The sequence below is a fragment of the Stutzerimonas stutzeri KOS6 genome (assembly GCF_000307775.2).
Taxonomy (GTDB): Bacteria; Pseudomonadota; Gammaproteobacteria; order Pseudomonadales; family Pseudomonadaceae; genus Stutzerimonas; species Stutzerimonas stutzeri_B.
In genome coordinates this window covers 43,202-65,877 of sequence record NZ_KK020675.1, presented here as the reverse complement: position 1 = coordinate 65,877, position 22,676 = coordinate 43,202, and the positions used below count along the sequence as shown (strand labels likewise).

General features: G+C 63.1%; 24 protein-coding genes. 10 read left to right on the top strand and 14 right to left on the bottom strand.

All coding sequences use genetic code 11. From position 1 onward, the window contains the following. Window positions 1-23: 23 nt before the first annotated feature. Window positions 24-464: a universal stress protein gene (locus B597_RS24260; RefSeq protein WP_003294311.1), complete on the bottom strand. Its 441-nt coding sequence runs from the start codon at window positions 462-464 to the stop codon at window positions 24-26. 277 nt (window positions 465-741) lie between these two features. Here B597_RS24260 and B597_RS24255 point away from each other — a divergent pair, with 277 nt between their 5' ends. The 3 genes from B597_RS24255 to B597_RS24245 are packed head-to-tail and all read left to right on the top strand — an operon-like array spanning window position 742 to window position 2,553. Beyond that, window positions 742-1,218: a hypothetical protein gene (locus B597_RS24255; RefSeq protein WP_003294310.1), complete on the top strand. Its 477-nt coding sequence runs from the start codon at window positions 742-744 to the stop codon at window positions 1,216-1,218. A 43-nt stretch (window positions 1,219-1,261) separates the two neighbouring features. Then, complete coding sequence (locus B597_RS24250) at window positions 1,262-2,044, top strand: class II glutamine amidotransferase (protein WP_003294309.1); 783 nt, start codon at window positions 1,262-1,264, stop codon at window positions 2,042-2,044. Then, on the top strand, window positions 2,038-2,553 hold the full coding sequence (locus tag B597_RS24245; RefSeq protein ID WP_003294308.1) for a DUF2937 family protein: 516 nt from the start codon (window positions 2,038-2,040) through the stop codon (window positions 2,551-2,553). The genes B597_RS24250 and B597_RS24245 overlap by 7 nt, the downstream gene beginning before the upstream one ends. Window positions 2,554-2,623: 70 nt before the next feature. On the opposite strand, the gene B597_RS24240 is transcribed toward B597_RS24245, so the two are convergent. The 4 genes from B597_RS24240 to B597_RS24225 all read right to left on the bottom strand — a co-directional run bounded on the left by B597_RS24240 (window position 2,624) and on the right by B597_RS24225 (window position 6,363). Next, window positions 2,624-3,802, bottom strand: coding sequence for a vWA domain-containing protein (locus B597_RS24240; protein WP_003294307.1), 1,179 nt, complete (start codon window positions 3,800-3,802; stop codon window positions 2,624-2,626). Window positions 3,803-3,848: 46 nt separating this feature from the next. Beyond that, complete coding sequence (locus tag B597_RS24235; protein ID WP_003294305.1) at window positions 3,849-4,247, bottom strand: GFA family protein; 399 nt, start codon at window positions 4,245-4,247, stop codon at window positions 3,849-3,851. A gap of 51 nt (window positions 4,248-4,298) precedes the next feature. Further along, window positions 4,299-5,147: an AAA family ATPase gene (locus B597_RS24230; RefSeq protein WP_003294303.1), complete on the bottom strand. Its 849-nt coding sequence runs from the start codon at window positions 5,145-5,147 to the stop codon at window positions 4,299-4,301. A 145-nt stretch (window positions 5,148-5,292) separates the two neighbouring features. Further along, the gene (locus B597_RS24225; protein ID WP_003294302.1) at window positions 5,293-6,363 is read right to left on the bottom strand and encodes a DUF748 domain-containing protein; all 1,071 of its coding nucleotides are present in this window, start codon (window positions 6,361-6,363) and stop codon (window positions 5,293-5,295) included. A gap of 124 nt (window positions 6,364-6,487) precedes the next feature. On the opposite strand from B597_RS24225, the gene cysK reads away from it, so the two are divergent. Then, window positions 6,488-7,462, top strand: coding sequence for a cysteine synthase A (gene cysK / locus B597_RS24220; RefSeq protein ID WP_003294300.1), 975 nt, complete (start codon window positions 6,488-6,490; stop codon window positions 7,460-7,462). 24 nt (window positions 7,463-7,486) lie between these two features. Here the strand turns inward: cysK and B597_RS24215 are convergent, their stop codons facing one another. Further along, window positions 7,487-8,401: a DMT family transporter gene (locus B597_RS24215; RefSeq protein ID WP_003294299.1), complete on the bottom strand. Its 915-nt coding sequence runs from the start codon at window positions 8,399-8,401 to the stop codon at window positions 7,487-7,489. A gap of 123 nt (window positions 8,402-8,524) precedes the next feature. Between B597_RS24215 and aceK the strand changes: the two genes are divergently transcribed. Both aceK and B597_RS47810 read left to right on the top strand, forming a co-directional pair. Next, entirely contained in the window at window positions 8,525-10,246 is a 1,722-nt protein-coding gene (aceK, locus tag B597_RS24210; protein ID WP_003294296.1) for a bifunctional isocitrate dehydrogenase kinase/phosphatase, read from the top strand. Between the two features lie 214 nt (window positions 10,247-10,460). After that, entirely contained in the window at window positions 10,461-10,586 is a 126-nt protein-coding gene (locus B597_RS47810; RefSeq protein ID WP_256380730.1) for a PA1414 family protein, read from the top strand. 15 nt (window positions 10,587-10,601) lie between these two features. Here B597_RS47810 and B597_RS24205 read toward each other — a convergent pair whose 3' ends face one another. Beyond that, the gene (locus B597_RS24205; protein WP_003294295.1) at window positions 10,602-11,273 is read right to left on the bottom strand and encodes a glutathione S-transferase; all 672 of its coding nucleotides are present in this window, start codon (window positions 11,271-11,273) and stop codon (window positions 10,602-10,604) included. Between the two features lie 87 nt (window positions 11,274-11,360). On the opposite strand from B597_RS24205, the gene B597_RS24200 reads away from it, so the two are divergent. Next, the gene (locus tag B597_RS24200) at window positions 11,361-11,945 is read left to right on the top strand and encodes a tRNA-uridine aminocarboxypropyltransferase (RefSeq protein WP_003294293.1); all 585 of its coding nucleotides are present in this window, start codon (window positions 11,361-11,363) and stop codon (window positions 11,943-11,945) included. A 42-nt stretch (window positions 11,946-11,987) separates the two neighbouring features. On the opposite strand, the gene B597_RS24195 is transcribed toward B597_RS24200, so the two are convergent. Further along, complete coding sequence (locus B597_RS24195) at window positions 11,988-12,407, bottom strand: YbaN family protein (RefSeq protein ID WP_003294292.1); 420 nt, start codon at window positions 12,405-12,407, stop codon at window positions 11,988-11,990. Between the two features lie 245 nt (window positions 12,408-12,652). After that, entirely contained in the window at window positions 12,653-13,240 is a 588-nt protein-coding gene (locus B597_RS24190; RefSeq protein ID WP_003294290.1) for a UPF0149 family protein, read from the bottom strand. A gap of 175 nt (window positions 13,241-13,415) precedes the next feature. On the opposite strand from B597_RS24190, the gene recQ reads away from it, so the two are divergent. Together recQ and B597_RS24180 are read left to right on the top strand one after the other, a co-directional pair. Next, the gene (gene recQ, locus B597_RS24185; RefSeq protein WP_003294288.1) at window positions 13,416-15,539 is read left to right on the top strand and encodes a DNA helicase RecQ; all 2,124 of its coding nucleotides are present in this window, start codon (window positions 13,416-13,418) and stop codon (window positions 15,537-15,539) included. A gap of 181 nt (window positions 15,540-15,720) precedes the next feature. Then, window positions 15,721-16,152, top strand: a complete 432-nt coding sequence (locus B597_RS24180) for a MarR family transcriptional regulator (RefSeq protein ID WP_003294287.1) — start codon at window positions 15,721-15,723, stop codon at window positions 16,150-16,152. A 163-nt stretch (window positions 16,153-16,315) separates the two neighbouring features. On the opposite strand, the gene B597_RS24175 is transcribed toward B597_RS24180, so the two are convergent. Next, on the bottom strand, window positions 16,316-18,502 hold the full coding sequence (locus B597_RS24175) for a patatin-like phospholipase family protein (RefSeq protein WP_003294286.1): 2,187 nt from the start codon (window positions 18,500-18,502) through the stop codon (window positions 16,316-16,318). A 70-nt stretch (window positions 18,503-18,572) separates the two neighbouring features. Between B597_RS24175 and B597_RS24170 the strand changes: the two genes are divergently transcribed. Further along, on the top strand, window positions 18,573-18,854 hold the full coding sequence (locus B597_RS24170) for an Rdx family protein (protein ID WP_003294284.1): 282 nt from the start codon (window positions 18,573-18,575) through the stop codon (window positions 18,852-18,854). Between the two features lie 3 nt (window positions 18,855-18,857). On the opposite strand, the gene B597_RS24165 is transcribed toward B597_RS24170, so the two are convergent. The 4 genes from B597_RS24165 to B597_RS24150 form a co-directional block, all read right to left on the bottom strand. After that, window positions 18,858-19,736: a DMT family transporter gene (locus B597_RS24165; RefSeq protein ID WP_003294282.1), complete on the bottom strand. Its 879-nt coding sequence runs from the start codon at window positions 19,734-19,736 to the stop codon at window positions 18,858-18,860. A 119-nt stretch (window positions 19,737-19,855) separates the two neighbouring features. Next, window positions 19,856-20,614 (bottom strand): helix-turn-helix transcriptional regulator, encoded by a 759-nt coding sequence (locus B597_RS24160; protein ID WP_003294281.1) that lies wholly within the window; start codon window positions 20,612-20,614, stop codon window positions 19,856-19,858. Window positions 20,615-20,695: 81 nt separating this feature from the next. After that, a complete protein-coding gene (locus B597_RS24155; protein WP_003294280.1) occupies window positions 20,696-22,084 on the bottom strand; it encodes an adenylate/guanylate cyclase domain-containing protein in 1,389 nt (462 codons plus the stop codon). Between the two features lie 251 nt (window positions 22,085-22,335). After that, on the bottom strand, window positions 22,336-22,653 hold the full coding sequence (locus B597_RS24150; RefSeq protein ID WP_003294279.1) for an Mpo1-like protein: 318 nt from the start codon (window positions 22,651-22,653) through the stop codon (window positions 22,336-22,338). Window positions 22,654-22,676: the final 23 nt, after the last annotated feature.

Below are 22,676 nucleotides of genomic sequence, written 5' to 3'. Positions count from 1 at the left end.
ACGCGTGCGCAAGCCTGCCGCGTTCACTCGGCTTTCTTCAGACGCACGGCCAGCACGTCGCACGGTGCACCATGCAGGATGTCATTGGCCGTCGAGCCCAGCAGCAGTGCCAGGCCATGACGGCCGTGGCTGCCGACCACGATGAGATCGCACTGCTGTTCCTTGGCCAGCCGGTGCACTTCCTGGCGCGGCTGGCCGTAGGCGAGATGACGCTGCTCCGGTGCCAGGCTCGGGTAGCTGTCGGCGAAAGCGTTCATCCGTTCACGCGCCTGGTCGAATTGCTGTTGTTGCAGCATCGACAGGTCCATCGGTACGTCGCCGCCGAAGGCCATGGCCATGGGTTCGATGATGTGTACCAGGCTGAGCTTCGCTCCGTTGGTGCTTGCAAGTGCCTGGGCTCGAGCGACGACCGGGTGGCATTCCTCAGCCAGATCGATAGCGACCAGAATGTGCTGATAGGGCATGGTGTTTTTCTCCTTGTGTGCCGGTCGGCAGTGGCGCTGGCCTTCCGACGTCATATGGGTGATTACCCTTTCGTTTAAGTGGTTTATACGACCTTGTTTCGAGGTCTGCCAGTGGCTTGTTGTCACCATCGATGACGGTGAGCGGTTACGGGCTGCTATCATGGCGACCTTTGCGTCGCGTCACCGGGCTGGCCTTGCCGAGTCCCAGGGAACTGGCTGTGGCGCGACGCCAGCCGCCGTGCTGTTTCCGTGAACGGCTTGTCATCGAGAAAACGCCATGCTGATGTTCGACTCCGATTATTCGCTCGCCTGGACCCTCTACGGGATAGCGGCGCTGGGATGCCTGCTGTTCTGGTTTCGGGTGACGCGCCGGATGTGGCGATGGCTGCGTGAGCCGCTGCGCCTGGTTGCGGCTGTGCTGCTGTTCACGCCGACCATCGTCGATCCGGCCAAGGAGCTGTTCGCACCGGCCGTGGCCATCACGGCCATGGATCTTCTGTTTCAGGTCGGCAACAACGCCTGGCGGGCGGTGGCTGATCTTGCTCTGTACGGGTTGATCGCCTTCGGGCTTTACCTGTTGTTCGTGGCTATCCGCTGGCCTCTGGAACGTCGCTTCGCCCGGCGCGTTGAAGCGGCTGTGGACCAGGACGAAGATCCACGTACGCTTCGCGAGCGTCTCGAAAACGAGCAGGACGAGCAATACGCGCGAGACTATTCGTCGCGTGGGCGCGTTCGTACCGAGCCCCGACTCTAGGCGTGGTGACCCCGGTCACCCGGCAATTATCTGGAGATGACGCATGTGCGAGCTTCTTGGCATGAGTGCCAACGTTCCCACCGATATCGTGTTCAGCTTTACCGGCCTCATGCAGCGTGGCGGCAAGACCGGGCCGCATAAGGATGGCTGGGGGATCGCCTTCTACGAGGGCCGTGGTCTGCGCCTGTTCCAGGATCCTGTCGCCAGTTGCGAATCGGAAGTGGCGAAGATGGTGCAGCGCTACCTGATCAAGAGCGAGGTGGTGATCGGCCACATCCGCCACGCCAATGTGGGCAAGGTTTCGCTGGTCAACACCCATCCCTTCGTTCGTGAATTGTGGGGGCAGCACTGGTGCTTTGCGCACAATGGTCAGCTGTCGGACTTCGAACCGCCCAAGGGTATCTACCGCCCGGTAGGCGACACCGACAGCGAACGTGCCTTCTGCGACCTGTTGAATCGTATCCGCCTGGATTTTCCGGAGCGTTGCGAGCCCGCCAGCCTGCTGCCGGTCCTGCTGGACGCCTGTGAGCACTATCGCCGCAAGGGCGTGTTCAACTGCCTGCTGAGCAATGGCGAGTGGCTGTTCAGTTTCTGTAGTACCAAGCTGGCACAGATCACCCGCCGCGCGCCGTTCGGCCCGGCCCAGCTGAAGGATGCGGAGCTGACCGTGAACTTCCAGGCCGAGACGACCCCTGGCGATGTGGTGACCGTCTTGGCGACCGAGCCGTTGACCGACAACGAACAATGGACCTTGCACGAACCCGGACAGTGGAGCCTTTGGCGTCTTGGAGAGTGCGTAGCGAAGGGAAAGGTGGCGGCATGCTGAGAAGTTATTTGCGCTTGACCCTGTTCGCGCTCGGTTTACTGGTGGGTATCCAGATACCGGGCTTCATCGAGGCCTACGCGCAGCATGTCGAGGCCAGGCGGCTGGAAGCGGAGCAGGGCTTGCAGGGCTTCCAGGAAACGGCGCGGCGCTTCTTCGCTGGCGATCTGGATGCCCTCGTCGGGCATTATCGCGACAGCGACGACCCGGTTTTCCAGAGCGACGCGCAGAGCATCGAACAGCTGCTGCGGCGTGCGCGCTTGCTCGAGCGGGAATGGCAGGCCATGCAGCGACCCTGGTATGCGCGAGTCCTGCATGTGGTGTTCGGCGCCGAGCGCAGTCTGCGCGAGCAGGTATGGAGTTCGTACCGGTTCCAGGTTCTGCTGGCTCCCGAAGCGATCGCCTGGGGGCTGAGCTGTGCGTTGCTGCTGGCATGGCTGGTGGAAAGCCTGCTGCTGGCGGCGAGCTTCCCGTTCCGCTCGAGAGCACGGCGCTACCGCTCGTATCGCTAGCAGGCGAGCCCGGCTTCGCCAGGCCGCCGTCGTGATGCCAGCACTTTGGTGTGCTGGCGGGCGCCATCGATCATTTGGCCAGGAACTTCATGCCTTCCTCGAGCCCGCTCAGGGTCAGCGGATACATGCGGTCTTCCACCAGTTCGCGAATGATGCCGGTGGAGCTGGTGTAGCCCCAGGTGTCCTTGGGGTAAGGGTTGATCCAGATGAGCTTCTTGTATTTCTCCATGAAGCGCTGCATCCAGACGTAGCCGGCTTCCTCGTTCCAGTGCTCGACGCTGCCGCCCGGCTGGGTGACTTCGTAGGGTGCCATCGCCGCGTCGCCGACGAAGACCACCTTGTAGTCCGCGCCGTACTTGTGCAGGAGATCCAGCGTCGAGGTGCGCTCCGAGGTGCGGCGGAAATTGTTCTTCCACACCGATTCGTAGATGAAGTTGTGGAAGTAGAAGTACTCGAGGTGCTTGAACTCGGTCTTGCAGGCCGAGAACAGTTCTTCGCAGACCTTCACATGGGCGTCCATCGAGCCGCCGATGTCGAACAGGATCAGCAGTTTTACCGCATTGCGTCGCTCCGGTCGCATCTGGATATTGAGCAGGCCGGCATCGCGCGCCGTGTGGTCGATGGTGCCGTCGATGTCCAACTCGTCCGCGGCCCCCTGGCGGGCGAACTTGCGCAGGCGGCGCAGGGCGACCTTGATGTTGCGGGTGCCCAGCTCGACCTGGTCATCGAGGTTCTTGTACTCGCGCTGGTCCCAGACCTTGACCGCCTTGCCCTGGCGCTTGCCGGCATCGCCGACGCGGATGCCTTCGGGGTTGTAGCCGCCCGAGCCGAACGGGCTGGTACCGCCGGTGCCGATCCACTTGTTGCCGCCGGCATGGCGTTCCTTCTGTTCCTCGAGGCGTTTCTTGAATTCCTCGATCAGCTTGTCCAGGCCGCCGAGGGACTGGATCTGTGCGCGCTCCTCGTCGGTGAGGCTGCGCTCGAATTCCTTGCGCAGCCAGTCCTCGGGAATCAGCGCCTCGAGATGCTGGTCGAGGTTTTCCAGGCCTTTGAAATAGGCGCCAAAGGCCCGGTCGAACTTGTCGAAGTGGCGTTCGTCCTTGACCATCACCGTGCGCGCCAGGAAATAGAACTCGTCCATATCGGCGAACACGACGCGGTGCTTGAGCGCATCGACCAAGTCGAGCAATTCGCGCACCGACACCGGAACCTTGGCGGCGCGCATTTCGTTGAACAGGCCAAGCAGCATGGCAGAACCTCAGGCGCGCACTTGGCGGCGCGCAATGGCAATGGGGTTAAAGGTCACGGTCGTGCTGGGGCAGTCCGTCGTGAATCTCGTACCAGTCGGCTTTCGAACCGACGAAAATGTGCGATTGCGGCGGCGCCGGCAGTGGCGAGTCGAGCGTGCCGGCGGCAACGCCGACCTCGTGTTCGCGGTTGTCGACGAACAGCAGGTTGGCGCCGCAGCGAATGCAGAACGTGCGTGTGACGTGTTCGGAGGAGTGGTAGACGCCCAGCTGGTCCTTGCCGGACATGAAGTGAAAGGCGTCCAACGGCACGCTCGCGTAGGTCGCGAAGGCGGAGCCGTGGGCCTTGCGACACATCCTGCAATGGCAGTGGGTCAGCTCATCGATGGGCGCGTCGATGCGATAGCGCACGACGCCGCACAGGCAACTACCGGTATGCGTTTGCATGGTTTTCCTCCAGTGAGTGAGCGGCCGGCTCTCCCACGAGACACCGGCGGGTCAGCGGCTGTTGGCGCGACGACTCATGAAGGCTAGACGCTCGAGCAGCATCACGTCCTGCTCGTTCTTCACCAGGGCACCGGCCAGCGGTGGAATGGCACGCGTCGGGTCGCGCTCGCGCAGAACGGCCTCGCCGATGTTGTCGGCCATCAGCAGCTTCAGCCAGTCGACCAGTTCGGAGGTCGAGGGTTTCTTCTTCAGGCCGGGGACCTTGCGCACGTCGAAGAACACGTCCAGCGCCTCGCTGACCAGCTCCTTCTTGATGTTCGGGTAGTGCACATCGACGATCCGCTGCAGCGTGTCGCGGTCGGGAAAGGCGATGTAGTGGAAGAAGCAGCGGCGCAGGAAGGCGTCCGGCAGCTCTTTCTCGTTGTTCGAGGTGATGATGATGATCGGCCGCTGGGTCGCCTTGATGGTTTCGTTGGTCTCGTAGACGTAGAACTCCATCTTGTCGAGTTCCTGCAGCAGGTCATTGGGGAACTCGATGTCGGCCTTGTCGATCTCGTCGATCAGCAGGATGACTCGCTCCTCGCTCTCGAAGGCCTCCCACAGCTTGCCTTTCTTGATGTAGTTCCTGACGTCGTGGACCTTGTCCACGCCCAGCTGCGAATCGCGCAAGCGGCTCACCGCATCGTATTCGTAAAGACCCTGGTGCGCCTTGGTGGTGGACTTGATGTGCCAGGTGATCAACTTGGCACCGAAGGATTCGGCCAGCTGTTCGGCGAGCATGGTCTTGCCGGTGCCCGGCTCGCCCTTGACCAGCAGCGGGCGTTGCAGGGTGATGGCGGCGTTGACCGCAAGCTTGAGGTCATCGGTGGCGACGTAGGACTGGGTGCCTTCGAATTTCATTGCGGATTCCTTCGGCGGGGCCTGGCACGCAGGCACTCGTTGTAGTCAGGTTGGGGACTATAAAGGATGGCCACCCGACTTTGAACGCGAATGCATCATTCAGTCACTGAATGGCTGTGCCCTGGTTTCTGGTGACAGGGAGCGATCAGCCGTCTTCCTGCTGGGCGGCTTCGAAGCGGGCCGTGAATGCTTCGACGAAGCCGTTGCGCAGTATCGCAATGAAGGCCTGGAACGGGCTGACATCCGTTTCGCGGGTGGTGCCTGACAGCTCGACGCGAGTGGCGAACTGGTCCTTGCGCTGATTCTGCAGGACTTCCTGGCCGCCGCCGACGAGCGCCTCCCAGAGGCCGCGGAAGAAGCCCTTGTCGTCGTCCTTGATGTCCTGTTCGTAGTCGAAGATATCGACGTTGCGCAACAGCGGCTTTATGTAACCGTTCAGCTGGCTGTCATCGGCCTGGACCTCGATGACCAGATCGCCGGTGCCGCCGGCAAAATCGAAGTTGGCGTAGGCCCGGCTGAGGTCGTTCAGCTGTTTGAGCGGCACGTCGGTGACGCGCAGATTGACCTGGAAATCCTCCCAATCGGTGAATGGATCGAAGCGGGCGGTGGCATCGATCGGCGACTGGTCGAACAGCTTGCCGGTGCCCTCGAACGATGCGGTACGGCTGCCATCGACATCGTCGGTGTTGGTCAGGTTGTACAGGCTGGCCTGGATATCGCTGGCATAGACGTGCACCTGGGGATCGGAAGAGAAATTGCGGAACGAGAGTTGTCCGTCCACTACCCGGATCTCATTCAGGGTGATCGGTACCAGCGCATTGAGCTGGTCGCGCCAGTCAACGCCTCCGCCACTCTGCGATTCGCCGCTGTCCCCGCCATCGACGAAATTCAGATGGGGTTGCTCGAAGACCACTTCACCGACAATCGCACCGTGCCGAAGGATGCCATTCCAGCTGATCGCGATATCGATTCCCGGCGCCGTCAGCAACGGAGCCTGTACCTGCCGGTCCTTCTTCTCGATCAGCAGGCCTTCGATGCGGTAGGCACCGCGCCACCAGGCCAGGTCGACGTCTTCGACATGACCGCGGTAGTCGCCCATGTCGGCCATCTTGTCGTTCAGGTAGTTGCGCACCAGATACGGCAGGGCGAAATGCAGCAGGATCAGCAGCAGGCCGAGCGTTAGCAGTATCCACAGGGGCAGCAGGCGGCGTGTCATGGCGGTCCGGGAGGGGGCTGGTTATTAACGATGGACCGCCGCTGGCGGCTGTGAGTTCGGCTGGACTGTCGCTCGGACAGAGCATAGGCTCAGTGGTCTGGTACACCTTGGACAGGGCATTCCCATGAGTCGCATCTACGCAGACAACGCACGCTCCATCGGCAACACCCCGCTGGTCATGATCAATCGCCTCGGCCCCAAGGGCGTCAGCATCATGGCCAAGATCGAAGGACGTAATCCGGCCTATTCGGTGAAATGCCGGATCGGTGCAGGGATGATCTGGGACGCCGAAGACAGCGGCCGGATCAAGCCCGGCATGACGCTGGTGGAGCCCACTTCCGGCAATACTGGCATCGGCCTGGCGTTCGTCGCGGCCGCGCGCGGCTACAAGCTGATGCTCACCATGCCGGCCTCGATGAGTCTCGAACGGCGCAAGGTGCTCAAGGCGCTCGGTGCCGAACTGGTGCTCACCGAGCCGGCCAAGGGCATGAAGGGGGCAATCGAGAAGGCTGCTGAAATCGCTGCCTCGAACCCAGAGCAGTACTACATGCCGCAGCAGTTCGAGAACCCGTCCAATCCGGCGATTCATGAAAAGACCACGGGTCCGGAAATCTGGAACGATACCGATGGCAGCATCGACGTGTTGGTGGCCGGTGTCGGCACCGGCGGCACCATCACAGGGGTTTCGCGCTATATCAAGAACACCAAGGGTAAGCAGATCCTCAGCGTTGCCGTGGAGCCGACCAGCTCGCCGGTCATCAGCCAGACCTTGGCGGGTGACGAGGTTAAGCCCAGTCCGCACAAGATCCAGGGGATCGGTGCCGGCTTCGTGCCGAAGAATCTCGATCTGTCCATGGTCGATCGTGTCGAGCTGGTCGACGACGAGGAAGCCAAGCAGATGGCGCTGCGACTGATGCGTGAAGAGGGCATCCTTTGCGGCATCTCCTGCGGAGCGGCGATGGCAGCCGCAGTTCGCCTGGCGGAACGGCCTGAAATGCAGGGCAAGAACATCGTGGTGATCCTGCCTGACTCCGGCGAGCGTTACCTGTCCAGCATGCTGTTCACCGACATGTTCAGCGACCAGGAACTGGTGCAATAACGCGGCGTCGACGCGCGACGCAGGTCAGCTGCGTCGCAGCTCGGACTGTGGCTGGGCGGCAGGCGTCTGCCTCAGTATCAGCCACAGTGCCAGGGCGATCAGCGCTCCGCCCTGGACGTAGGCCCAGGACCACGGCTCGCCGAGCAACAGTACACCCCACAGCACACCGAATGGCGGGATCAGGAACGTTACCGTCAGGGTCTTGACCGGGCCGATATCCGCCAGCAGCCGGAAGTACAGGATGTAGGCGAAGGCCGTACAGACCAGTCCCAGCCCAAGCAGGCTCAGCCAGACGGTGGCATCGCCCCAGCTCGCCGGCGCTGCATTCAGTAGCGACAGCCCGAACAATGGCAGCAGGCACAGCGTTGCACCGACCTGGCTGCCGAATGCCACCATCTTGCTGTCCAGGCCGCTGTCCCGGCCGATCCAGCGACGAGTCAGAAAGCCGCCGAAGCCATAACAGGCGGTGGCGCCCAGGCACGCCAGTGCACCGAGCAGCAGGTCCGTATCGACCGGCACCGGGCCTATGCGCATCAGCAGCGCCACACCGCCGAGCCCGCTGAAGACGCCGATCAACTTGGTCAGCGTCAGCTCCTCCGCGAAGAACAGGGCGCCGATCAGTACGCCCATCATCGGAGTCGTGGCGTTGAAGATGGCCGAATAGCCTGCCGGCACCAGTTGTGCGGCCACCGAATAGAGTGCGAAGGGTACGCCTGAATTGATCATGCCGAGCACCATGCACAGGCCGAGCTTGCCCTGAAACTCCCAGCGGGTTCGCATCAGCAGCAGAATGACCAGCAGTCCGGCCGTCGCCAGTAGCACGCGAAAGAATGCCGTGGGAAAAGTACCGAGCACCGGTGCGATGACGCGCAGGAAGAGAAAACTGGCGCCCCAGATGGCGGCGAGGGCAAGCAGGCGAAGCGTATCGAGCGGGCGCATGGAGTGGATTCCGACTCAGGAGCTGCAAGTGTTTTCGTCCATCTGCCAACTGGCAATCCGAAACCGACTTTCAAACGCCAGGCTGCTAAGCTCGGCGGACTCCCGTCTTGTAGTGAGCGCATCATGATGCAGCACGGACTGGCCGCTGAAATAGCCCGGCAGATACTGCTCGGATTCGACGACTATCGTGAGCAGTTCCGCCTGATAACCGAGGGGGCTCGGGCGCGCTTCGAGCAGGCGCATTGGCAGGAGGCACAGCGCGCCTCGGCGGCGCGGATCAATCTCTATGAGGAAAAGGTCGCCGAGACGCGGCGCAAGCTGCTGGCGCTGTTCGAGCACGACGACCTGCTGCAGGTGGACGCCTGGCCACAAATCAAAGGTGCCTACATCGACCTGATCAACCCGCGCTTCGACGATGAGCTCTCGGAAACCTGGTACAACTCGATCTTCTGCGGTCTGTTCAGCCATGACTGCATCAGTGACGAGACCATGTTCATCCATACCACTCGGCCGGCGGTGCGCGCTCATGAGCGTATGGCGCAGACGCGCACCTACCGGCCCAACGGTGACCTGGCCGGTATGCTGCGGCAGGTTCTGCTCGATTACGCCTTCGCCGTACCCTACCGCGACGTCTCGGGCGACCTGCAGCGACTGCAGATGCAATTGCAGGAAACGCTACCCGACTGGGTATGCAAGGACCCTGAACTGACGGTCGAAGTATTCGTCTCGGTGCTCTATCGCAACAAGGGTGCCTATCTGCTGGGACGAATCTTCACACGCGACGAGCAGTGGCCGCTGGTTATCCCGCTGCTGCATCGCGAAGGTGAAGGCATCGCTGCCGACGCACTGATCACCGACGAGGCGGAGGTGTCGATCATCTTCTCCTTCACCCGTTCCTACTTCATGGTCGAGGTACCGATACCCGCGGAGTTCGTCGGCTTTCTCCGGCGCATCCTGCCTGGCAAGCACATCGCCGAGCTCTATACCTCGATCGGCTTCTACAAGCACGGCAAGTCGGAGTTCTACCGGGCGCTGATCGATCACCTGGCGAACACCGATGACCGCTTTGTCATGGCGCCCGGGGTGCGCGGCATGGTGATGACGGTGTTCACCCTGCCGGGCTTCAACACCGTCTTCAAGCTGATCAAGGATCGCTTCTCACCGATCAAGAGCGTCAACCGCGCCACGGTGATCGAAAAGTACCGGCTGGTGAAAAGCGTCGATCGGGTAGGGCGCATGGCCGATACGCAGGAGTTCGCCGATTTCCGTTTCCCCACGGCCAAGTTCGACCCGGACTGTCTGGCCGAGCTGCTGGAGGTTGCGCCTTCGACGGTCGAGGTGCAGGGTGACACCGTGCTGGTGCGCCACTGCTGGACCGAGCGGCGGATGACGCCGCTGAACCTTTACCTGGAGCACGCCAGCGAGCAGCAGGTGCGCGAGGTGCTGGAAGACTATGGTCTGGCGATCAAGCAACTGGCGGCGGCCAATATCTTTCCCGGCGACATGCTGCTGAAGAATTTTGGCGTCACGCGCCATGGCCGGGTGGTGTTCTACGACTACGACGAAATCAGCTTTCTCACCGAGGTGAACTTCCGCCATATTCCGCCGCCGCGCTACCCCGAAGACGAAATGGCCTCCGAGCCCTGGTATTCGGTGGGGCCGAATGATGTGTTTCCCGAAGAGTTCCCGCGCTTTCTGTTCGCCGACCATGCGCAACGTCGGCTCTTTGCCAGTCTGCATGGCGAACTGTACGACGCGGACTACTGGAAAGGGCTGCAGGACGCGATTCGCGGCGGCAAGGTGATCGACGTGTTCCCTTACCGGCGCAAGGCTGAACGCAACTAAGCCTGGCAACGCCGGCGACCCGGGTCGCCGACGCCGTTCGTTGAACGCCTGCCTCCGGACCCGGTCGCAGTTGTAAAGCGCGGTAACAATGCGCTGGCAGTCCAGGCGCTTGTGCTTGCAAAGCACACGAGCGCCTGGGTCGATCTTCGATTATGCTGATGACGAAGCCCGCATGGCTCCGATGTAGCCCGTTATCTAGCAGGAGGGTGTGACCATGAAAGCAAGGCTCAATGAAGTGTTCTGGAAATTGGCGGTTGCTCTCGGTCTGATCGAGCCGCCCCGTCTGCAACCCATTCCCGTCCGCGCCCGCCGCGAGCAGGACCGACGCCCGTCCCGCTGAGTTCGCCGACTGCAATCATGCAGTCGGCAAGGCGGGGCCTCCGCGTTCCACCGCACGCTGGTAGGCGGGTCGCTGTCGTATGCGATGCAGGTACTCCATCAGGCGTGGGCGACTTTCATCCAGGCCGGCTCTGGCGTGCGCGGCTTCGATTGGAAAGCTCATCTGGATATCGGCCACGCTGAACGTGTCCCCGGCAAACCAGGTGGATTTCTCCAGTTCCGCTTCCATGTAGTCGAGATGCGTCTTCAGTTGCGGGCCGATGAATGCCCGCTGGGCGCCCTTGGCGATGGCTCGCGCCACCGGCCGGACGAGGAAGGGCATCGGGCCGTTCGCGACTCGGTCGAATACCAGCTTCAGCAATAGCGGCGGCATCGCCGAGCCCTCGGCGTAGTGCATCCAGTAGCGCATGCGACGGAATTCCGGGGTGCCGCTCTCCGGCGCCAGTCGTCCGTTTCCATAGCGTTCCAGCAAGTATTCAAGGATGGCGGCAGACTCGGCCAGCGTCAGCTCGTCATCGGTGATCACCGGTGACTTTCCCAATGGGTGGACGGCTTTCAGCTCGGCCGGTGCGAGCATTGTCTTCGGGTCGCGCGCATAGCGCTTCAGCTCGTAAGGCAGCTCCAGTTCCTCCAGCAGCCACAGTACGCGATGCGAGCGGGAGTGGTTCAAGTGATGGACGGTGATCATGCCGGCTCCTGATGAAGGGGATGGCGCAAGCATAGCCGGTCGGCAGATGACTGTCCGATATGGCAGACTGCGCCGCCGAGGTGAAACATGTCCCGTCCAAGATGCCCGCGCTGCCTGCGCCCGTCGTCCCTGTGCCTGTGCACACTGATACCGGCGCTGGATAACCGTACCCAGATACTCATCCTTCAGCATTCCAGCGAAGCGAGCCACGCGCTGAACACGGCGCGCCTTGCGGCATTGGGGCTGCGCAACGCAGAGCTGCGGGTTGGTGAATGCTTCGAGGACGATGCCGACGGCACCCGGCCGAGCTATCTGCTGTTTCCGGGCGAAGATGCCGTGCCGCTCGGTAACCTGGTCGGCACCGCCCAGCCCGTGCGCCTGATCGTGCCGGACGGCACCTGGCGAAAGGCGCGCAAGATCCTGCACGTCAATCCATGGCTGGCCGCGTTGCCGAGGGTTGCCCTGCCGGCAGGGCTGACGTCCCGCTATCGCTTGCGCAAGGCGCCGATGCCGGGTGCCTTGTCGACCATCGAGGCGATCGTCGCTGCTCTCGACATTCTGGAAAGCCCCAGGCGATTCGATGCTCTGCTCCGCCCGTTCGACGCGCTGATCGAAGGGCAGATCGATGCGATGGGGCAGGAGGTATATCGACGCAATCACGCCGAAGCGTAGGGGAGCGTCCCAGCGAAGCAGCAGCAGCGGCGCGAATGCGCTTTACCTGATGCCAGTCTCGTGGCGGGCCGGCAATGTCTTCTGCCTGAGAATGTACAGGGTCACGAGCGTCGCGCTCAGCAACATGCCGATGCGGGCCCAGATCAGCGGAACCAGCCAGCAGGATATGCCAATGCTGATCCACATGGTGGCGATGGCGTAAACCTTGCCCTTGAGTGGGATGCCGTTGCCTTCCAGATAGTCGCGGAACCACGGCCCAAGGCGCGGATGGCCTACCAGCCAGTCGTAGAATCGCCGTGAGCTGCGCACGAAGCAGGCTGCCGCCAGCAGCAGGAATGGCGTGGTGGGCAGGACGGGCAGGAAGATGCCGACGACGCCCAGCGCTACGGCGAGCCAGCCAATCGCCAGCAGGAGCGAACGGACCAGCGGGTTGCGATGCTGCCGAATATCGCGATGGGACACAGGGGGCTACCCGATTTCGCTTGCCGGCTGGCCATCAGGTGCATGGCAATGCCGACTGTTGTCCAGCTGGGTGGCGATGCGCAGGAGCCGGAAACTTGAGTGCGCAGACATCTTGAGCAGGCCCCCTCCAGGCGCCTGCCGAAACAGATCTGACGGTAGACGCGGCGTGATCAGCGTTTCAGTACAGTGCCCGGCATGGCGCGGATGGGCTGAAGCCCGACCCGCAACCCGGTCGGGGCGCCCCGTCAGTGGCGGCGCGGCTTGAGCAGCGCCGGCTTTTCTTCAGGGGCATGGCAGATCAGGTACAGCGCCGTCAGTAGCTCCGGAATCTGGCTCACCATTTCGTCGACCAGATCGGGGTTGTCGGCGATGTCGGCGAACTCCGGCTGTTCGTCGAACAGGCCCGAGCCGACCATGATCGGCAGCAGCAACTCGCTGACTTCCTCTTCGGCTTCCTCGAACCAGACCGCCTCGCGCATGAACACCCCTTCCATGAATCCAATGCACCAGCCGCGCAGGTCGGACTCGTCCGGCTCTTCACCCAGGTCCAGTTCGCAAGGCAGCTCCATGTCCTCGTCGCTGGCCAGTTGGCGGGCGATGTGGGCCTTGAGCTGGATCAGCGTGGCCTCGATGGCTTCGCGCTCGGTATCGTCCTCGTATTTTGGCGGCTCGGCGAACAGCGCGTCGATCCATTCGCGCTCGGGCACCTGCTCGGAGCAGATGCACAATGCCGTCAGGTAGCCATGGGCGGCGATGTAATCCAGTGCTTCCTCGTGCAGGTCATCGGCATCAAGAAAGACTTGCAGGCGGGCGAGTTGCTCGGCGAATGACATCGGGAAACTACCTTGGGGTGAGAAGACAATCCGGATTCTAGACGAGGCGCGGGGCGCAGGCTACTCAAGCCTTCGCTGAGCGCGCTGCTGGATGGCGGCTCGTCCGTTAGCGGCTTGCGTTCCTGAACTCGTGATCCCGCTCGCGTATACTGCGCGCCTTGTTTCGGAGACCGGCATGCTCGACCAGGCACAGCGCATCCTCAAAGACGTATTCGGCTATGACGCCTTTCGGGGCAACCAGGGCGCTATCATCGAGCGTGTCGGCAGCGGTGGCGATGCACTGGTGCTGATGCCGACCGGTGGCGGCAAATCGCTTTGCTACCAGGTCCCGGCGTTGCTGCGCGAGGGACTGGCCGTAGTGGTATCGCCACTGATTGCCTTGATGGACGATCAGGTCGCGACGCTCGACGAACTAGGCGTGTCAGCCGTGGCGCTCAATTCGACGCTCAGCGCCGATGAGCAGCGCGACATCGCCGAACGCATCCGGCGCAACGAGATCAAGATGCTCTATCTCGCGCCGGAGCGACTGGTACAGCCGCGCATGCTGGCCTTCCTGCAACGCCTGGAAATCGCCTTGTTCGCCATCGACGAGGCGCATTGCGTGTCCCAGTGGGGGCACGATTTCCGTCCCGAGTACATGCAGTTGGGGCAGCTTGCCGAGCTGTTCCCCGGCGTGCCGCGCATCGCCCTCACCGCCACGGCGGACAAGCGCACCCGGGAAGAGATCGTCCAGCGCCTGCAACTGGAGAACGCGGAGCGCTTTCTCTCCAGTTTCGACCGGCCGAACATCTTCTATCGCATCGTGCCGAAAGAGCAGCCGCGCAAGCAGTTGCTCGGCTTTCTTGCCGAGCGCCGCGGCGATGCCGGCATCGTCTACTGCATGTCGCGCAAGAAGGTCGATGACCTCGCCGCGTTTCTCACCGAGCAGGGCTTTCCGGCCCTGCCATATCACGCCGGCTTGCCCAGTGATCTGCGCGCCTACCACCAGAAGCGCTTCCTCAACGAGGAGGGCCTGATCATGGTGGCGACCATTGCCTTCGGCATGGGCATCGACAAGCCCAACGTGCGCTTCGTCGCCCACCTGGATCTGCCCAAGTCCCTGGAAGCCTACTACCAGGAAACCGGGCGCGCCGGACGTGACGGATTACCTGCGGACGCCTGGATGGCCTACGGCCTGCAGGATGTGATCTTTCTCAAGCAGATGCTCAACAACTCCGAGGGAGACGAGCGCCACAAGCGCGTCGAGCAGCACAAGCTCGATGCCATGCTGGCCCTGTGCGAGGAAACCCGCTGCCGCCGCCAGGCCCTGCTGGCCTACTTCGACGAGGAGCTGGCCAACCCCTGCGGACATTGCGACAACTGCGTCGATGGCGTGCAGACCTGGGATGCCACCGAGCCCGCCCGCCAGGCGCTTTCGGCGATCTATCGCAGCGGTCAGCGCTATGGCGTCGGCCACCTGGTGGACATCCTGCTGGGACGCGACAACGACAAGGTGCGTGGCCTCGGTCATCAGCATCTTTCCGTTTTCGGCGTTGGCAAGGCGTTGTCGGAAGGGGAGTGGCGGTCGCTGTTCCGTCAGCTGGTAGCGCGCGGGTTGGCCGATGTCGATCTGGAGGGCTTCGGCGGGTTGCGCCTGAGCGACAGCTGCCGCCCGCTACTGCGTGGCGATGTCAGCCTGGAATTGCGTCGCGATCTGTCGAGCAAGACGCCGAAACCGGCCGCCAGCGCGGCCAGCCAACTGGTGCGCGGCGAGGAGCGTGAAACCTGGGAGGCACTGCGCACGCTGCGCCGCAAGCTGGCCGAAGAGCACAGCGTGCCGCCGTACGTGATTTTCCCGGATGCCACCTTGCTGGAAATGTTGCGCAGTCAGCCGGCGTCGCTTTCCGACATGGCGCGCATCAGCGGCGTCGGGGCGCGCAAGCTGGAGCGCTATGGCCAGGCCTTCCTCGAGGTATTGCAGGGCGATGCGCAGGTCGTCAGGTCGCCGGCCGATCTGCGTCACGAGCTGATCACCCTCGCGCGTGCCGGCATGACGCCCGCGCAGATCGCCCGCCAGCTCGACTGCAGCGAAAAGAACGTCTACACCATGCTGGCCGAAGCCATCGGCCTGCAGCAGTTGAGTCTGGAGCAGGCCCTGGACCTGCCCGAAGACCTGCTCGGGGAAATCCAGGAGGCGTTCCTCGATGGCGAAGGCGAGCTGCCGCCGGTCAGTGCGGTGGCGCAACAGTTCGCTGGCCGGGTGCCGGAACAAGTGTTGCATTGCGTACGTGCAGCGCTGCAGGTCGAGTTCGAATTGTAACCGGGTACAACCGAGCGCCGAGACCCGGACTGCTGTGCTGGCGGCCTCTGCCAGGCCGCGGTCCAGTCGGCTGCCATCATTTCGACTTGGGTTGGCCCATCAGCGGCCGAAGGTCGTCTTGCCTGCTTTTCGGAGCTGTGGTTAGCTAACTAATAATTAGTTTTTGCAGGAATGGCCGTACATGTACGCCGAGCAACATCGCTTCGCCATGCAGTTGGCGCAACTCTCGCGTGGCTGGCGCGCAGAACTGGATCGACGTCTGGCCGATCTGGGGCTGTCTCAGGCACGCTGGCTGGTGCTGCTGCACCTTGCCCGTTTCGATCACGAGCCCACCCAGCGCGAGCTGGCGCAGAGCGTAGCGGTAGAAGGTCCGACCCTGGCGCGACTGCTCGACAGTCTCGAAGCCCAGGGGCTGGTGCATCGCACGGCTTCGGCCGAGGATCGGCGAGCCAAGCGCATATCCCTTGGTGCACCGGCGCGGCCGCTGATCGAGAAGATCGAGGCGATTTCCACTCAGGTTCGCCATGAGGCATTCGCCGGTATCGACGAGGAGGATCTGCGCAAGTGCCAGCAGGTCCATGCACGAATCCTCGCCAACCTGGGCAAGCGCTGAACGTGCAGGGCTCGCCGGAAGGTACGCGGGCGGGCGGTGCTTCGTCGTGACTTCCGGCAGGGAAGTCCGACTCGCCGCAAGGTTAGGTTCTACACTTGCCCTTTGGCGAGAGTCGGTGCTCGGCTCGTTGGTTTCGCTGCGTTCGGCGAGCCGGCCGTATTGATCAGAAGCTGCGGCCCAGATTCATGTAGAGCGCCTGCTCGTCCTCGTCGTTGACCCCGTAGCCGAAGTTCAGCGGCCCCAGTGGCGTGTCGTAACCCAGGAAAATGCTCGCGGCGTTGATGTATCCGCTATCGAAGGCATTTTCGTTGTTCCAGGCGCGGCCGCGTTCCAGCGATCCCCCGAGATAGACCGGAAAATCCAGTGGTAGAAAGCTGCGTGGCGTCATGCGGCGGTAGTAGACCATGCGTGCCAGGCTGATGTTCTGGCCGGCCAGGGCATCCTGGCGAAAGCCCGAAAGTTGTCGCGCACCGCCGAGCAGGAAGCTCGAGGTCACCACTTCGGCGTCGTCCAGCGTACGCCCGTAGCGCCCGCCGAGGACCCAGGTATTGGCATCGTGGCTGAGCGCCTTGTCCAGCTTGATGTGCCACTGCCGGTAGCGCTGGTCCGAGCGAAGACTCGGGTCGTACTGGCGCAGGGTCAGGCGAATGTCTTCGCCTTCGCGCGGGAAATCGACATCGTCCAGGGTGTCGAAGGAATACTGCAGCTCATAGTAGCCCTCGGTGAAGCTGAAGTCCGGCAGGTCGCGCTCGCCGATTCGCACATCCGCCTCGCCCCAGGCCTGGCCAATGCCGAAGCGGATCTCGCCGTTGTTGGCGATCTGCCGGCCCAGATTGAAGCCGTAGCCGTAGCGTTGCAGGCGATACTCGGCGATCGGATCGTTGTCGAGTATCGCCTCCACGTTCTGCGCCTCGATGAACAGATTCGGCGCGACGAACCAGCGTGAACCGGCATCCAGCGGTTGATAGAACTCGCTGTAGAGCTCCTGGCGGTCACCCAGCTGAAGCCGGGTGAGCCATTCGGCGCCAAGCTGGTTGATGCCATTCTTGCGGTAGCTGGCGCCGAGGTTGAATACGCTGTCGCCCTGGAAGTCGTCGGAAAGGCTCAGGCCGAGGCGCAGATAGTCCGTGCCGGTGCGCTTCTCGCGGGCATCGATGACCAGGGTATTGCCGAGCTTGGCACGCTGCACGCGATACTCGACGCGCTCGAAGTAGTCCAGGCCGTAGAGCGTGCCCATGTCCTTCTGCAGGTCTTCCAGGTCCAAAGGTTCACCGAGCTGCTGGCGGATATGCCGGCGGATGACGGCGTCGCTGACCTTGGAGTCGTTCTCAACTCTGATCGCAGTGATCACCGGGGTGCGCGGGTCGCCCGAGCGGGCGAGGCTCAGCGCCGGATTGCCGCCTGAGGTCGTTCGCAGCTCGGCCAGCCGCCCCTCCAGGGCCAGAGTGGCGCGGTAGCCGGCATCGACCAGTTGTTCGGCGCGATCGAAGTCCGTCGAACCATAGGCGGCCAGAGGCGGCTGGATGAGCAGATCCTGGGGTTGCAATGTGGCCAACTGCGCCTCGGAGTTGCGGCGGGTCATCATCGTGGTGGTCTGATTGAGCACGTCGACCACGGTCAACAGCTCCTTGCGCGGCTTGAGCGGCGTGCCGATGTCCACCACGATCAGGCGGTCGACGCCCATGTCGCGTGCGACATCCATCGGAATGTTGTCGACCATGCCGCCGTCCACCAGCAGCCGGTCTTCGATTTCCACCGGGGCGAATACGGCGGGAATCGACATGCTCGCGCGAATGACCTGGGGCAGGTGACCGTGGCGGAAAATCACCTTCTCGTCGTTGGCGATGTCCGTGGCGACGGCGCGAAAGGGAATCGGCAACTGGTCGAAGTCGCGCGTGTCGCTGGCATGCACCAGCAGGCGCTCCAGCAGCAGCGAAAGGTTCTGTCCCTGGATCACGCCCAGCGGCAGGCCGAGGCTGCCATCGTCACGAAAGCTGAGCTTCTGTTTGATCAGGAAGTCCCGGTCGTCCTGCTTGCGTCGATAGGGAATGTCCTGGCGTGGCGGATCGTCGGAGAGTACCTGCTGCCAGTCGAGTGTCAGGGCCAGGCGCTCCAGCTCGGCCACGCTGTAGCCCGATGCATACAGCCCGCCGACCACGGCCCCCATGCTGGTGCCGGCAATGGCGTCGACGCGCACGCCTTGCTCCTCCAGCGCCTTGAGCACGCCGATATGCGCCAGGCCGCGGGCGGCGCCACCCGAGAGGACCAGGCCGGTTTTCGGTCGGGCCGATTCGGCCGCAGCCAGGGGCAGGGCACATAGCAAGAACAGGGCAGTGAGCAGGCGAAGCATGTCTGAACCGGGGTGTGTATGAACGAGGCGGCTATTATAGGCCGCTGCAGACCAATCGGAGACGCCGCGAATGACCCCAGCCAAGCCGGAAATAATCATCACCTATTGCACGCAGTGCCAGTGGCTGCTGCGTGCCGCCTGGCTGGCCCAGGAGCTGCTTTCGACCTTCGCCGACGACCTGGGGCGGGTCTGCCTGGTGCCCGCGACTGGCGGCACCTTTCACATCAGCTGCGATGGCGAACAGATCTGGGAACGCAAGCGCGACGGCGGCTTCCCGGAAGCCAAGGAGCTGAAGCAGCGCGTGCGCGACCGGATCGATCCGGGGCGGGCGCTGGGTCACAACGATCGCTGAGTTTCAGCCTGGCCGCTCGGCTGCCGGCCCTGGCGGGCTTTTCAGGCGGCTGGTGACGATGCTGGCGACGATGATCAAGGCTCCGCCCAGCAGCATGCGCAGGGTCGGCTGCTCGTTGAACAGCCACCAGGCGAAGGCGATGCCGTAGACGGGTTCCAGCGCGAAGATCACCGAGGTGGTACGAGCCTTCAGCACCCGCAGGCTGGCGACGAACAGGCTGTGCGCCAGCCCGGTGCAGAGCACGCCGAGCAGGGCCAGCCAGAGCCAGTCTCGTGACGGCACCGCAGCAATGCCCGACCAGCTGAAGGGCAACAGGCAGGCGAAGATGGCGAGGTTCTGCCACAGCGCCGACTGCACCGGGTCCAGGCCGCGGGTCACGGCACGGTTGAGCAGCGACAGCAGTGCGAACAGCAGCCCCGACGACACACCGAAAAGCAGGCCGGCGGTCGCGCCGCTGGCGAGGTCGAACGTGGGTACCACCAGGAGCAGACCGGCGCATACCAGGCCGACCATGGCGAACTCCATGGCACGCGTGCGCTCGCGAAACAGTGCGCCCTCGAGCAGGACGGTGAAGGCCGGAAAGCTGGCAAACCCCAGTGTGGCAATGCCGACGCCGGCAATTTTCACCGCCACGAAAAAGGTCAGCCAATGCGCGCCGAGCAGCAGGCCGCCAAGCGCCAGTTTGCCACGTTGCTGCCAGTTGGGCCGCGCCCCGCCGGGCCTCAACAGCCGGGTGACGAGCAGCAGGGCGAGCACGGCAAACAGCGCCCGGCCGAACGTGATGATCAGTGCCGAGCTGTCGGCCAGCTTACCGAGCACGCCGGAAAGGCCGAACATCAGCGCGCCGAGGTGGATCGCCAGCAAGGCATTACGCGGCGTCATGGCTGAGCGGCCGGCAGCTCGATGGAGCGCAAGAAGAAATAGTGTGGAGTGGTCATGGGCTGCCCGACATTGCCGTATCGGCGCCATGCTAGATCACGGCATCGCTGCGGTCTGTCGCATTACTCTGCGTTTTTGTCGCGAGACTCGCGTCGCAGCGTCCGCGGGGTGTATCCGCGCAGGCGCATTAGCGCTGCGGTGAAGGCGCTTTGCGAGGTATAGCCCACCCGTGCGGCGATCTCGCCGACCGGCAGGCGGGTGCCCTGCAAGAGTGCTTCTGCGTGACGCAAGCGCCGCTGGCGCACGTACTCCATGGGGGTAAGCCCGGTTTCCTCGAGCAAACGTGCATGCAGATGCGCGACCGACAATCCGGCTAGGCGCGCCAGGTCGGCGACCTGCAGCGGATGCGCCAGGTGCCGGTCGATGAAGGCATCGATCGCTGCCAGCGCCAGCGCCCGATCGTTCCGCTGGGCATCGTGTTCGCCAGCCAGGCTGGCCAGCAACAGCACGCTGCCCTGTTCGGCGATCACCGAGTCGTTGGTCGCGCTGCGGGCCAGCCAGGCCACCAGGCTGTGCTGGGCAGGCGCCAGGCGCAGCGTGTCCGGGCGGTCCAGTAGCCGCAGGCTGCCTTCCGTGTGATGCCCCAGGTGCTCGCGCACCCATTGCTCGGACGGCACGTCCAGCACCAGGCAGCGACTGCCGTTGGCGCTGGCGCAAGTGTGGTGAACGGTCGACGGTATCACTGCCAGGCCCTGTTCGCCGACACGGCTGGCACAGCCGGCGATCTCGAACTCCAACAGCCCGGTCAGGCCAAACACCAGCTGTGGATGGTCGTGACTGTGGGCGATGAGGTCATGGCGATAATTGCGCAGCGAAAGCATCGGGCAGCGTCTCGTGGGCGGGCGTCGGCGAGGCAGGTATAGGCCGGGGGCCGTCGGCCCGATGGCCAGCGGCTCGGAAAATCAGAGGATGACCTTGTCGCGAAGTTTCTCGGCAGCCTGTTGCAGGGCCTGGATCACGCGTTCCTTGTCGTAGTTCTTCACCCCGTTGGTGTCCAGATACATGGAGAATCCCGGTAGCTCGTGTTCGACGAAACTGTAGGTGGCGCCTAGGTCCCGGCGGAAGTCGACTACCTGATAGATCTGCACGGGGCGGGAAAATCCCTTGACCGCTATCTGCCCCTTGTCGCGACACATGATCACATCCTTGATCAGCGAGTAGGTTTCGTGGGAAACCAGTATCTCGCTGGCTTCGGCGGCGCTCTCCAGGCGACTGGCGAGGTTCACCTCGCGGCCGATGATGGTGTAGTCCATGCGCGTATCGGCGCCGAAGTTGCCGACCGTGCAGTAGCCGGTATTGATGCCCATGCGGATTTCCATCGGCCGGGTGATGCCCTGAGCGCGCCACTGCTGGCGCAGCACCTTCATGTGCTTGCGCATCGCGATGGCCATGGACACCGCGGCTACCGCATCCTTTTTGGCGCCCTGGCTGGTGGGGTCGCCGAAGAACACCATCACGCAGTCCCCGACGAACTTGTCGATGGTGCCGCCGTACTTGAGGGCGATTTTCGACATTTCGTTGAGGTAGTTGTTGAGCAGGTCGGTCAGGGCTTCCGCTTCGAGTTCCTCGGAAAGTTCGGTAAAGCCCTTGATATCCGAGAAGAACACCGTCAGGCGCTTGCGCTGGGTCTCCAGGCGAACGCTGCGCTTGCCGGTGAAAATCGATTCCCAGACCTGCGGCGACAGGTACTTCGCGAGATTGCGTGCAAGGCGTGCCGCCTTGGCCTGTTCCGCTTCGATCTCCTTGCGTGCCAGGGCAAGGCGCTGGCCCTGCTGGTGAACGAAGTAGGCGGTTGCGCAGATGTAGAACGTCGTGAAAAGGATGCTGATCAGCGACACCAGTGCAGGTGCCGCGCCCTGGTATTTCAGCGGCACCAGTTGGAACCCCAGGCCGAGGCCGAGGACCACACAGGCCAAGACCAGCGCCAGATTACGCAGGCTGCCGATGACCAGCGCGCTGAAGCTGAGCGTAAGCAGAAACATCAGGCTGGGCACCAGCGAGAAACCGAGCAGGAATATCCCGGCCCCGGCGTTGAGCGCATCCAGGCAGAGCAGCAGCTGCGAAGTACGTTCGGGGTGGTCGCGCTTGAAGCGATAGCTCAGATGATAGGCCAGATGCGGATAAAGCAGCGCGTACGGCACCATCCACAGCAGGTCCAGCGAGAAATAGTGCGAATAGGTGCCGGCAGCAAGCGTGGCGGCCCCGGTCAGGTAAGCGAGCACGCGGGAGTAGTACTCGCGCAGCGGCCGGGTGGCGAGACCGTTGCGGCGCTCAAGCGTGCTGGAAGTCATCTGTGCGTACGGTTCCTGGTAGTTGGTCGGCGCCTTTTTCTGCGCCCTTCAGGCTGCCGCTGGTTTCGGCTGGGCTCGTCGCGGGGACGATGGACGGCTCGGGTCCTCAGCGTTCAGTCTCGCGATTGCGTCGCCTGCTCGGCGATAGCCGGCCGCGCATCAGCCGGGTGATCATAACCAAGCGGCGCTTGATCGCCAAACCAGAGCTCGAAAAGAATGGCTGCGCCAGCGCCAGCGCAGCTCCTGGCTACTCAGAAGCGGATACGACCGCTCAGCATGTCCTTGAACATGACCCAGTCGCCGAGAAAGCTGTAGAGCGGATACTGGAATGTCGCCGGGCGATTCTTCTCGAAGATGAAGTGCCCGATCCAGGCAAAGCCGTAACCAGCCAGCGGCATCGCCAGTAGCCACGCCCATTGCCGGGTGAACAGCGCATAGCCAAGTATCATCAGTACCAGCAGGCTGCCGATGAAGTGCAGCCGGCGGCAGGTGGGGTTGCTGTGCTCGGCGAGATAGAAGGGGTAAAAATCGGCAAAGCGGGTGAAGCGCTCGGCGGTTTGCGTTTTCATGGCGTACCTCCTGTTATTGTCGT

What these genes read in the sequence shown, in the direction of transcription:
- B597_RS24190 (WP_003294290.1), bottom strand. Translation starts at nt 13,240, where the DNA reads ATGTCATTCGCCGAGCAACTCGCCCGCCTGCAAGTCTTTCTTGATGCC.
- aceK (WP_003294296.1), top strand. Translation starts at nt 8,525, where the DNA reads ATGATGCAGCACGGACTGGCCGCTGAAATAGCCCGGCAGATACTGCTC.
- B597_RS24200 (WP_003294293.1), top strand. Translation starts at nt 11,361, where the DNA reads ATGTCCCGTCCAAGATGCCCGCGCTGCCTGCGCCCGTCGTCCCTGTGC.
- B597_RS24175 (WP_003294286.1), bottom strand. Translation starts at nt 18,502, where the DNA reads ATGCTTCGCCTGCTCACTGCCCTGTTCTTGCTATGTGCCCTGCCCCTG.
- B597_RS47810 (WP_256380730.1), top strand. Translation starts at nt 10,461, where the DNA reads ATGAAAGCAAGGCTCAATGAAGTGTTCTGGAAATTGGCGGTTGCTCTC.
- B597_RS24235 (WP_003294305.1), bottom strand. Translation starts at nt 4,247, where the DNA reads ATGCAAACGCATACCGGTAGTTGCCTGTGCGGCGTCGTGCGCTATCGC.
- B597_RS24225 (WP_003294302.1), bottom strand. Translation starts at nt 6,363, where the DNA reads ATGACACGCCGCCTGCTGCCCCTGTGGATACTGCTAACGCTCGGCCTG.
- B597_RS24150 (WP_003294279.1), bottom strand. Translation starts at nt 22,653, where the DNA reads ATGAAAACGCAAACCGCCGAGCGCTTCACCCGCTTTGCCGATTTTTAC.
- B597_RS24170 (WP_003294284.1), top strand. Translation starts at nt 18,573, where the DNA reads ATGACCCCAGCCAAGCCGGAAATAATCATCACCTATTGCACGCAGTGC.
- B597_RS24250 (WP_003294309.1), top strand. Translation starts at nt 1,262, where the DNA reads ATGTGCGAGCTTCTTGGCATGAGTGCCAACGTTCCCACCGATATCGTG.
- B597_RS24165 (WP_003294282.1), bottom strand. Translation starts at nt 19,736, where the DNA reads ATGACGCCGCGTAATGCCTTGCTGGCGATCCACCTCGGCGCGCTGATG.
- B597_RS24215 (WP_003294299.1), bottom strand. Translation starts at nt 8,401, where the DNA reads ATGCGCCCGCTCGATACGCTTCGCCTGCTTGCCCTCGCCGCCATCTGG.
- B597_RS24180 (WP_003294287.1), top strand. Translation starts at nt 15,721, where the DNA reads ATGTACGCCGAGCAACATCGCTTCGCCATGCAGTTGGCGCAACTCTCG.
- cysK (WP_003294300.1), top strand. Translation starts at nt 6,488, where the DNA reads ATGAGTCGCATCTACGCAGACAACGCACGCTCCATCGGCAACACCCCG.
- recQ (WP_003294288.1), top strand. Translation starts at nt 13,416, where the DNA reads ATGCTCGACCAGGCACAGCGCATCCTCAAAGACGTATTCGGCTATGAC.
- B597_RS24230 (WP_003294303.1), bottom strand. Translation starts at nt 5,147, where the DNA reads ATGAAATTCGAAGGCACCCAGTCCTACGTCGCCACCGATGACCTCAAG.
- B597_RS24245 (WP_003294308.1), top strand. Translation starts at nt 2,038, where the DNA reads ATGCTGAGAAGTTATTTGCGCTTGACCCTGTTCGCGCTCGGTTTACTG.
- B597_RS24155 (WP_003294280.1), bottom strand. Translation starts at nt 22,084, where the DNA reads ATGACTTCCAGCACGCTTGAGCGCCGCAACGGTCTCGCCACCCGGCCG.
- B597_RS24255 (WP_003294310.1), top strand. Translation starts at nt 742, where the DNA reads ATGCTGATGTTCGACTCCGATTATTCGCTCGCCTGGACCCTCTACGGG.
- B597_RS24240 (WP_003294307.1), bottom strand. Translation starts at nt 3,802, where the DNA reads ATGCTGCTTGGCCTGTTCAACGAAATGCGCGCCGCCAAGGTTCCGGTG.
- B597_RS24260 (WP_003294311.1), bottom strand. Translation starts at nt 464, where the DNA reads ATGCCCTATCAGCACATTCTGGTCGCTATCGATCTGGCTGAGGAATGC.
- B597_RS24205 (WP_003294295.1), bottom strand. Translation starts at nt 11,273, where the DNA reads ATGATCACCGTCCATCACTTGAACCACTCCCGCTCGCATCGCGTACTG.
- B597_RS24160 (WP_003294281.1), bottom strand. Translation starts at nt 20,614, where the DNA reads ATGCTTTCGCTGCGCAATTATCGCCATGACCTCATCGCCCACAGTCAC.